The 9019-nt window shown below is 38.9% G+C and carries 9 protein-coding genes; 5 read left to right on the forward strand and 4 right to left on the reverse strand.

The window, feature by feature from the left end; genetic code table 11:
• Positions 1–228: 228 nt before the first annotated feature.
• Positions 229–1824: a carbon starvation CstA family protein gene (locus tag B0185_RS07730; protein WP_005705397.1), complete on the forward strand. Its 1596-nt coding sequence runs from the start codon at positions 229–231 to the stop codon at positions 1822–1824.
• A gap of 117 nt (positions 1825–1941) precedes the next feature.
• Here B0185_RS07730 and sodC read toward each other — a convergent pair whose 3' ends face one another.
• A complete protein-coding gene (sodC, locus tag B0185_RS07735; RefSeq protein ID WP_005705406.1) occupies positions 1942–2484 on the reverse strand; it encodes a superoxide dismutase family protein in 543 nt (180 codons plus the stop codon).
• Positions 2485–2669: 185 nt separating this feature from the next.
• On the opposite strand from sodC, the gene asd reads away from it, so the two are divergent.
• Together asd and B0185_RS07745 are read left to right on the forward strand one after the other, a co-directional pair.
• Complete coding sequence (asd, locus tag B0185_RS07740) at positions 2670–3785, forward strand: aspartate-semialdehyde dehydrogenase (RefSeq protein ID WP_005705437.1); 1116 nt, start codon at positions 2670–2672, stop codon at positions 3783–3785.
• Positions 3786–3872: 87 nt separating this feature from the next.
• A complete protein-coding gene (locus B0185_RS07745; protein ID WP_005705410.1) occupies positions 3873–4682 on the forward strand; it encodes a Cof-type HAD-IIB family hydrolase in 810 nt (269 codons plus the stop codon).
• Here the strand turns inward: B0185_RS07745 and B0185_RS07750 are convergent.
• Complete coding sequence (locus tag B0185_RS07750; protein ID WP_005705426.1) at positions 4679–5434, reverse strand: TatD family hydrolase; 756 nt, start codon at positions 5432–5434, stop codon at positions 4679–4681. The two genes, B0185_RS07745 and B0185_RS07750, sit on opposite strands and share 4 nt — an antisense overlap.
• Positions 5435–5540: 106 nt before the next feature.
• Positions 5541–6077, reverse strand: coding sequence for a KdsC family phosphatase (locus B0185_RS07755; protein WP_005705402.1), 537 nt, complete (start codon positions 6075–6077; stop codon positions 5541–5543).
• 66 nt (positions 6078–6143) lie between these two features.
• Between B0185_RS07755 and B0185_RS07760 the strand changes: the two genes are divergently transcribed.
• Positions 6144–6836, forward strand: coding sequence for a YggS family pyridoxal phosphate-dependent enzyme (locus B0185_RS07760; protein WP_005705435.1), 693 nt, complete (start codon positions 6144–6146; stop codon positions 6834–6836).
• 521 nt (positions 6837–7357) lie between these two features.
• Complete coding sequence (locus B0185_RS07765; RefSeq protein ID WP_005705380.1) at positions 7358–7621, forward strand: GrxA family glutaredoxin; 264 nt, start codon at positions 7358–7360, stop codon at positions 7619–7621.
• Between the two features lie 61 nt (positions 7622–7682).
• On the opposite strand, the gene tal is transcribed toward B0185_RS07765, so the two are convergent.
• A complete protein-coding gene (tal, locus tag B0185_RS07770; protein ID WP_005705396.1) occupies positions 7683–8633 on the reverse strand; it encodes a transaldolase in 951 nt (316 codons plus the stop codon).
• Between the last annotated feature and the right edge of the window lie 386 nt (positions 8634–9019).

The following is a 9019-nucleotide window of genomic DNA, read 5'->3' on the forward strand; positions in this document are numbered from 1 at the left end:
CCTTTTAAAATAGCCTAACTTTTTGGCGTCAGCTCAAAATAATCTCTCTTCTTTTTTATTTCTTCTTATTCAATACTCAAATTTTATTCACTTTTTCAACAAAAATGTGAGGTCTCTCACATTTTCTATAAACTCTTCAGTGATTGGATTTACTTTTAATATGCAAATAACTAGAATTATTCTCTGCCAACAAGGCAGAATTTTATTTTTTCATTCTAGGATAACATTATGTTGTGGTTTTTCTTTTGCGTAGCCATTTTGGTGCTTGGCTACTTTATTTACGGTAAAATTATCGAAAAAATCTTCGTAATTAACCCGAAACGCCAAACGCCCGCTTATCAAGTTAATGATGGTGTGGACTATATGCCAATGTCAAAAACGAAAATTTGGCTTATTCAATTATTAAATATTGCGGGAACAGGTCCAATTTTTGGCCCTATTCTTGGTGCGTTATATGGACCTGTTGCGATGCTTTGGATCGTACTTGGCTGTATCTTCGCAGGTGCGGTGCACGACTACTTCTGTGGTATGTTAAGTATCCGCCATGGCGGTGCAACAATGCCATATTTAGCGGGTAAATTTTTAGGTAAACCCGTTAAATTATTTATTAACGCATTAGCCCTTATCCTTCTTTTATTAGTTGGTGTGGTATTCGTAGCAAGCCCAGCACAATTGATGGGTACAATTACCATGGATGTACTTGGTGCTTCACAAGGTGCATTACAATTGGGGGATGCAGAAGCAGTTCACCAAGCTGTTGAAGCGGGGGGGATTAAAGTTTGGGGTATGGATAAAGCAACAGTTATTTCACTTTGGACATTTATCATCTTTGCTTACTATATTCTCGCAACATTACTTCCGATTGATAAAATCATTGGCCGTATCTATCCATTATTCGGTGCGTTATTGCTCTTTATGTCTGTAGGAATGGTCTATGGGCTAGTTTCCGCTCATTTTAGTGCAACCGATCCAATTGAATTTTTCCGCACTATTGATGCAGATGGTCAAGGCTTAACTTGGGCAAAATTCACTCAAAATTTCCAAGTGAAAGGTGATGTGCCAATATGGCCTCTTTTATTCTTAACTATTTCTTGTGGTGCGTTGTCAGGTTTCCACGCAACTCAAACGCCATTAATGGCACGCTGTGCAGAAAATGAAAGTGAAGGTCGCTTTATTTTCTACGGTGCAATGATCACCGAAGGTGTAATTGCATTAGTATGGTGTATGGTAGGGCTAGCATTTTATGAAAATCCACAAGCATTACAAGATGCCATTTCTGCAGGTTCGCCATCTAAAGTGGTATACGATAGCTCAATACATTTCTTAGGCTTTATTGGTGGTATATTTGCAGTATTAGGTGTTGTAGTGTTACCTATTACCTCTGGTGACACAGCATTCCGTGCAGCACGCTTACAATTAGCAGAGATTTTCGGAATTGATCAACGTTCATTAGTAAAACGTTTATATATTGCAATTCCATTGTTCGTATTAGGTTACTTTGTATCCACAATTGATTTCAGCGTATTATGGCGTTACTTCACTTGGGCAAACCAAATGACAGCAATGGTTATGTTATGGACAGCAGCCGCATACTTATACCGTTATCATAAATTCCACTGGGTGGCTTCAATTCCAGCGTGGTTTATCACAACCGTATGTGCAACTTATTTGTTCTATAATAAAATCGGTTTCGGCTTAGACTACCAGCTTTCCGTATATCTTGGCTTTGCAACAACTATTGTTTGTATTGTATTATTCTTCACAATGCTTAAACCATTAGGTGAGCGTGATGAAGATGCATATACAGTAGCAGAAACTAAATAGTTAAAATAGAGAAGGGAGTAATTAGCCTCCCTTCAAAAGTTAATTCAAGGACTAAGCCCTGTAATTTATGGGATTAGTCCTTTTTTTGTTGATTATTTTCTGTTTCTGATAAAGATATTATTTAATCACACCACACGCCATACGTGCACCGCCACCGCCAAGAGTTGCAGGGTGATCGGAATGGTTATCGCCGCCTGCGTGAATCATAATCGCGTGATTTTTCACTTCATCTAATTTTTTCAAGCGTGGGGCAAGCACAGGTTGTGTTGCTGTGCCATCGTGTAACACGGTTAAGGCTGGAAGGTCGCCTAAGTGTGCATCGTCAGACCACGGGAAGCCGTGACCTTTCGCTTTGGTTGGGTTCCAGTGACCGCCCGCCGCTAAACCAGCAGTAAGTTTTCCGTCTTTCTCTTTTGGCTCACAGCTTGGATTTTCGTGAATATGGAAGCCGTGTAAACCTTCTGCTAAACCAGTTAGATTTGGAGTAAACACTAAGCCGTAAGTAGACTCAGTAATTTCAACCGTACCTACATCTTTGTTGCCGTGTTGTACATCCAATTGTTGCACTTTCACTACTAATTTTGCAGGCTCATTTGCATTTGCCACGGAAGTTGCAAATAATCCGCCTAAAATGACCGCTAATACTGTTTTGATTTTCATCTTAATTTCCTCTTTAAAAGCACCGTTATCGGTGGTTATATTCTAACCACTTTCGTTTTATTTTATCTAGAATAAAGTAATCGGCAAAAACATTGTATTTTTACGTTGCATTTTCATCAAAAATCTTGTATTTATGAAAGCTATCACTCAAAACAACATTTATTTAATTATTCAGGAGCAACACAATGCAAAATGTCGGTTTTATCGGTTGGCGTGGAATGGTAGGGTCTGTGTTAATGGATCGTATGGTTCAAGAAAATGACTTCGCAAACATTAACCCTGTTTTCTTCACTACTTCACAAGCGGGTAAAAAAGCCCCTGTTTTTGCAGGTAAAGAAGCGGGCGAGTTAAAAAACGCATTCGATATTGAAGAGTTAGCAAAATTAGACATTATTGTCACCTGCCAAGGTGGTGATTATACCAACGAAGTTTATCCAAAATTACGTGCAGCAGGCTGGAATGGCTACTGGATTGATGCCGCATCTGCTCTTCGTATGGAAAAAGATGCCATCATCGTATTAGACCCAGTGAACCAATACGTTATTTCTGAAGGCTTGAAAAACGGCGTGAAAACCTTTGTGGGTGGTAATTGCACAGTGAGCTTGATGTTAATGGCAATCGGTGGTTTATTCGAAAAAGATTTAGTGGAATGGATCTCTGTTGCAACCTACCAAGCGGCTTCTGGTGCGGGTGCGAAAAATATGCGTGAATTGCTTTCACAAATGGGCTTATTACGCGATGCGGTAAAAGATGAGCTTGCAAATCCAGCCTCTTCTATTTTAGATATTGAACGTAAAGTGACGGCTGAAATGCGTTCTGACAGCTTCCCAACAGAAAACTTTGGTGCGGCATTAGGCGGTAGCTTAATTCCTTGGATCGACAAATTATTACCAGAAAGCGGACAAACCAAAGAAGAGTGGAAAGGTTATGCAGAAACCAACAAAATTTTAGGTTTAAGCGACAACCCAATTCCTGTTGATGGCTTATGCGTGCGTATCGGTGCATTACGTTGCCACAGCCAAGCATTCACCATCAAACTCAAAAAAGATTTACCATTAGCGGAAATTGAGCAAATCATTGCTTCACACAACGAATGGGTAAAAGTAATACCAAACGACAAAGAAACCACATTACGTGAATTAACCCCTGCGAAAGTAACAGGTACATTAAGCGTGCCAGTAGGACGACTTCGCAAATTGGCAATGGGTCCTGAATACTTGGCTGCTTTCACTGTAGGCGACCAATTATTATGGGGTGCAGCAGAGCCTGTTCGTCGTATTTTGGTTCAATTAATTAAATAATTTCTCCTCGCAACAAGCGGTAGATTTTGATGAGCAGTTTGCAAACACTCAATAAAATTCTACCGCTTTTATTATTCAACTCATCTTATGAAAAAACCAACATCCCCCATCAAAATTGTCTTTTTCGACATCGACTACACCCTTTACATCAAAGACGAAGCTCGTATTCCTACCTCAATTACGGAGCAGGTACTTCCACGCCTCAAAGCAAAGGGCATTATTCCTGCTATTGCTACAGGGCGAAATTACGAGGGATTTCCCAAAGCACTTAAGCCTTTGATGAACGAAAATGGGTTTGAGCTTTTTGTGACTATTAACGGGCAAGATAATCTTTACCAAGGCAAGCAGATTTCAGATTACCGCTTAAGCGTGCAACGTATTCAACAAGCGGTCGAAAAACTGGAAAAATTGGGCATTGCTTACGCTTTTGTTAGCCGTAACGCAATTTCTGTGTCGGAAAACAGTGAGATAGTTTGGAATGCTACTTCTCCGATTACTAAAGATTACATCGTCGATCCGAAGTTCTATCTTAAAGATACCACCGTGCAAATGTTGGCATATTATTCCGAAGAGCAAACACAAGAAGTGATAGATGCTGGCGTATTGGGCTCAGATTTAAAAGCAGTGCGCTGGAATGAAAATGCGGTAGATATTTTGCTTAAAGACAACTCTAAAGCTCGTGGTATTCAAGATGTAATCAACTATTTCGGCTTTAATCTTGAGAATGCAATGGCATTTGGTGATGGCTTAAATGATATGGAAATGTTGGATACTGTTGGTTTTGGCGTAGCAATGGGCAATGCTGAGCCAGAACTCAAACCATTGGCGGATTTTGTCACCAAAGATATTCGTGAAGACGGGATTTTGTATGCGTTGGAGGAATTAGGGGTGATTTAAAGCCCATAAAAACGCAAGCTGTTTTCGAGTACTTGTGTTTTTACTTTTTCTACCGTCAATCTTTTCAATTCTGCCAATTTTTCTACCACAGCACCAAGCTGGGTAGAAATTGCTTTGTCTTCTAATCCTTCGTGTTGCCACGGGCTGTCTGTTTCTACCAGTAACCGCTCAAGTGGTAATATTTTTGCTACTCGTTGTGTTTTGGGATTCCATAAAATATCAGGCGTAAGGCTTGCGACATAAGGTGTTTGTAAAAATTGTGCTAACGAAGCTTCATCGGTTTTAAACCAGTGAAAATGAGCTTTTATAATCTGATACTTCTTAAGTAGTGCCAAAGTAGGTAACACGTCATCGTGCACAATATGCAAATTAAGTGGTAAATTTGACTGCTTAGCGAAGGCAACAAAGTGTTCAAGTAACGAGAAATAAGGGGCGTAATCCAAATTTGGATTTTCTCGCTTCAGATAATGCGGTAAGCCAACTTCACCTATAGCGGTCAGATTTTGCTGGTATTTTACAAGCCAGTTAAACAGTTCATCTTGCTCACTTGCAGTTGGTAGCGCTTGCTCTGGATGGAAACCCGAAGCGATATGGATTTTATGCGGGCATTGTTTTTGTAATGCGAGTAAAGTTTGGCTACTCTTAAGGTTTATTGCTACCGCAAGTACGCCCGTAATGTGAGGATCTGCTAGCGTATTTTGTTGTAGCTCGGTGGAGAGTTGATCGAAATGGATGTGGGTATCAAAAAGCATATTTTCTTTAGTTTATAGGTGGTTTAATCTTGCATGTTCGTATTCATTTATGTCAAATTTTCCCTCTTTGCTAAAGAAGGGCATTTTCTTTCATAAATTAACGAATCTACTGTGCCATCTTCTCCGCAATTGTTAAAAAACCATCTGCAGTGCGGAAAATTTCATCGAAACCTTGAGCCTCTAAAATTTTATCTGATACCTCGCGAAACGCTCCTTCTCCGCCCGATTTAGTAAGTACCCAGTCTGCTTTTTCCTTCACATAATCGTGGGCGTTTTTAGTGGCAATTGCCAAGCCACATACTTCAAATGCAGGCAGATCAAGCGTATCATCGCCGATAAAAGCGGTTTGTTCTGGTGTTACCCCCACTTGTTGCATAATATCGAAACAGGCTGAGCGTTTTTCCATTTTACCTAAATGTACGAATTGAATTTTTAGTACCTCAAGCCGTTTTCGGAGTAACGGATGATCGCCACCCGAAATCACTGCTACTTGAATACCACAACTTTGCAACATTTTTATACCTAAGCCATCGTGTACATGAAAGCGTTTCATTACTTCGCCCTCAGCAGTATAGTACAACCCACCATCAGTTAAGACACCGTCTACGTCGGTAATGACTAATTTGATATTGGTTAAATCCATCTTATTACCCTTTTATGATATGATTTCTGTATTATAGCCCTCGTTAACGTAAAAGAGAGAATTATTATGTCGATTTCTGAAAATTTATCTCGTATTCAACAACAAATTGAGCAAATTTCTGCCGAGTACCAACGCGAAAATGTACGTTTATTAGCTGTTTCTAAAACTAAACCTGTGCAAGCAATTGAAGAAGCCATTAGAGCAGGTCAATGTGCTTTTGGTGAAAATTACGTGCAGGAGGGGGTTGAAAAAATCGCCTATTTTTCAGGCAATAAATTGTTGGAATGGCATTTTATCGGACCGTTACAATCGAATAAAAGCCGTCTGGTGGCTGAGCATTTTGACTGGATTCAAACCGTGGATCGTTTCAAAATTGCCGAGCGTTTGAATGACCAACGTCCTGAGCATTTGCCTCCACTCAATGTGCTTATTCAGATTAATATCAGTGATGAAAGCTCAAAATCAGGAATTCAGCCTGAAGAAATGTTTTCACTTGCAGAAAAAATCAGTCAATTTCCACGTTTGAAATTACGTGGCTTGATGGCAATTCCCAAGCCAGAAAGTGAACCTGAACAACAGAAGATAGCATTGCGTAAAATGAAAGATTTATTCAACCGCTTGCAACAACGGTTTGAGAGCGTTGATACGCTTTCAATGGGAATGTCAGATGATATGGCAAGTGCAATTGATTGTGGCTCAACAATGGTACGCATCGGCACGGCAATTTTTGGGGAGAGGAATTATTCTCAAAAAGTATAAAATATATCGTTTTAGTTTGAAAGAGTAAATTAAGGACGGTTTTTATACATTGAAAGCGCTATGTCGATAGTTTAAATATTGCTAATAATAATTCTTTAGTACATAAAGTTGACTTATCTTAATAGCATGCCTAAAAGTTCAATCTTTTAGATAAATTTATTATCACTACTTCGGAGCAATTATTTACAGGGAAAAAATGTTAATAATGCTTCAAGTGAGGCTTGCATTGAGAATACGAGTTCAACAAAAGGGCAGTCTATGTACGCCATTTTTGTGGCTGTGTGTTATACAATCCCAGCCGATTCATTAATTTTCAAATTAAATACAGCCTGACGGAAATAGCTTTATTGTCTGGTCAAAGCAACTTAGCGAGTTGGCACAAAGAAAGCAACATTTGCAGACTTTGGTGGTTTTTACTCATCAAGTCGAATTAGAAAAATTTGCGGCTCAAGAGATAGATTTAACCGCTTACAAAGGGTAAGATGTAATTACTTACAACAAGGAAAAACAGAGAGGTAACGATGTTTGTTGAAATTTACGGGCGTTTAACTTGCCCATATTGCATTCGTGCGAAAGCATTAGCGGAAAAAATGAAATCAGAATTATCCGATTTCGATTTTAAATTTGTAAATATGCCTGAAGAAGGTATTACCAAAGAAGATTTAGTGCCGCGTGTCGGCAAGCCAGTTGAAACCGTGCCACAAATTTTCTTAGATAACGTTCACGTTGGTGGTTGCACTGATTTTCAAGCATTAGTGAAAGAGAAGTTTGGGATTGAGGTTTAGTGAAACTAAAATAAAAAGTCTAGCATTTGCTAGACTTTTTGCTTTTTATTCTAATAAGAAATTAAAGTTTTGCTAAAAGCATGGTTTCTAATTTTTCTTGGTCGATCGCGAATTTACGGATGCCTTCTGCTAATTTTTCTACAGCCATTGGATCTTGGTTATGTTCCCAATAGAATTCAGCTTCAGTCATTGGTGCAGGGCGAGATTGTACTTCACCGTTAAAGTTTAATTTACGTACTAATGGTTCGTTGTTTTCTTGTAATGCTTTTAATAGAGCTGGTGCGATAGTTAAGCGGTCACAACCTGCTAATTCGGTAATTTCACCTGCATTACGGAAACTCGCACCCATTACGACGGTTTTATAGCCGTATTGTTTGTAGTAGTTGTAGATTGAAGTAACAGAAACTACGCCTGGATCTTCAGCTGGAGCATACTCTTTTTGATCTGAGTTGGCTTTGTACCAGTCTAGAATACGTCCAACGAATGGTGAGATGAGGTAAACCCCTGCTTCGGCACAAGCACGGGCTTGAGCTTGTGAGAAAAGAAGGGTTAAATTACAGTTGATTCCCTCTTTTTCTAATTGCTCAGCGGCTTTAATGCCTTGCCATGTTGAAGCGATTTTAATTAAGATGCGATCATTTGAGATGCCTGCTTCATTATAAAGAGCCATAAGTTTACGAGCTTTGGCTATGGTTTTCTCAGTGTCGTATGAGAAGCGTGCATCGACTTCAGTTGAAATACGCCCTGGAACGATTTTTAAAATTTCTAAACCGATGTTTACTGCTAATTTATCTTCTGCATCAACTAGTTGTTGTGCTTTATCATTGCTTTTTGTTTTTGCATAAGCCACCGCTTCATCAATAAGTGGTGCATACTGTGGTAATGCCGATGCACTTAAAATTAAAGAAGGGTTAGTGGTAGCATCTTGTGGTTGGTATTGCTTGATTGCATCAATGTCACCAGTGTCAGCAACTACTACAGTCATTTCTCTTAAAGCGTCTAATTGGCTCATAATGTTTTCCTATAATGTTATCTAATGAATTGTTGAAAATATGCTTATATATAATAGCTGATTTTTTCTCTCATTTATGTGAGATAGATCACACTTGTCTGAATGTAATCAAAAGTAATCCTAAATTCAATCAAAAATCGTCAGATGATTGCTTTGATAGTGTAAAGCATTAGATAAGAAAATGCAGGTGGTTTTAATTTGATCAATGTTTGAGATAAAAACGACCTTTATGCTTCAAATGTAAACAATTGGTGAATTTTTTAAAATTTTTTGCAAAAAGTGCTTGCACGGTTTTGATTTTTCTCTATAATGCACCTCACACAACGACGCACTGTTGTGAACGATTTAGATTGATATGCAGTGCGTCGTTTCTTTTTGTTCTTTAA

This window comes from Haemophilus parahaemolyticus (genome assembly GCF_002015035.1).
GTDB lineage: Bacteria > Pseudomonadota > Gammaproteobacteria > Enterobacterales > Pasteurellaceae > Haemophilus_A > Haemophilus_A parahaemolyticus.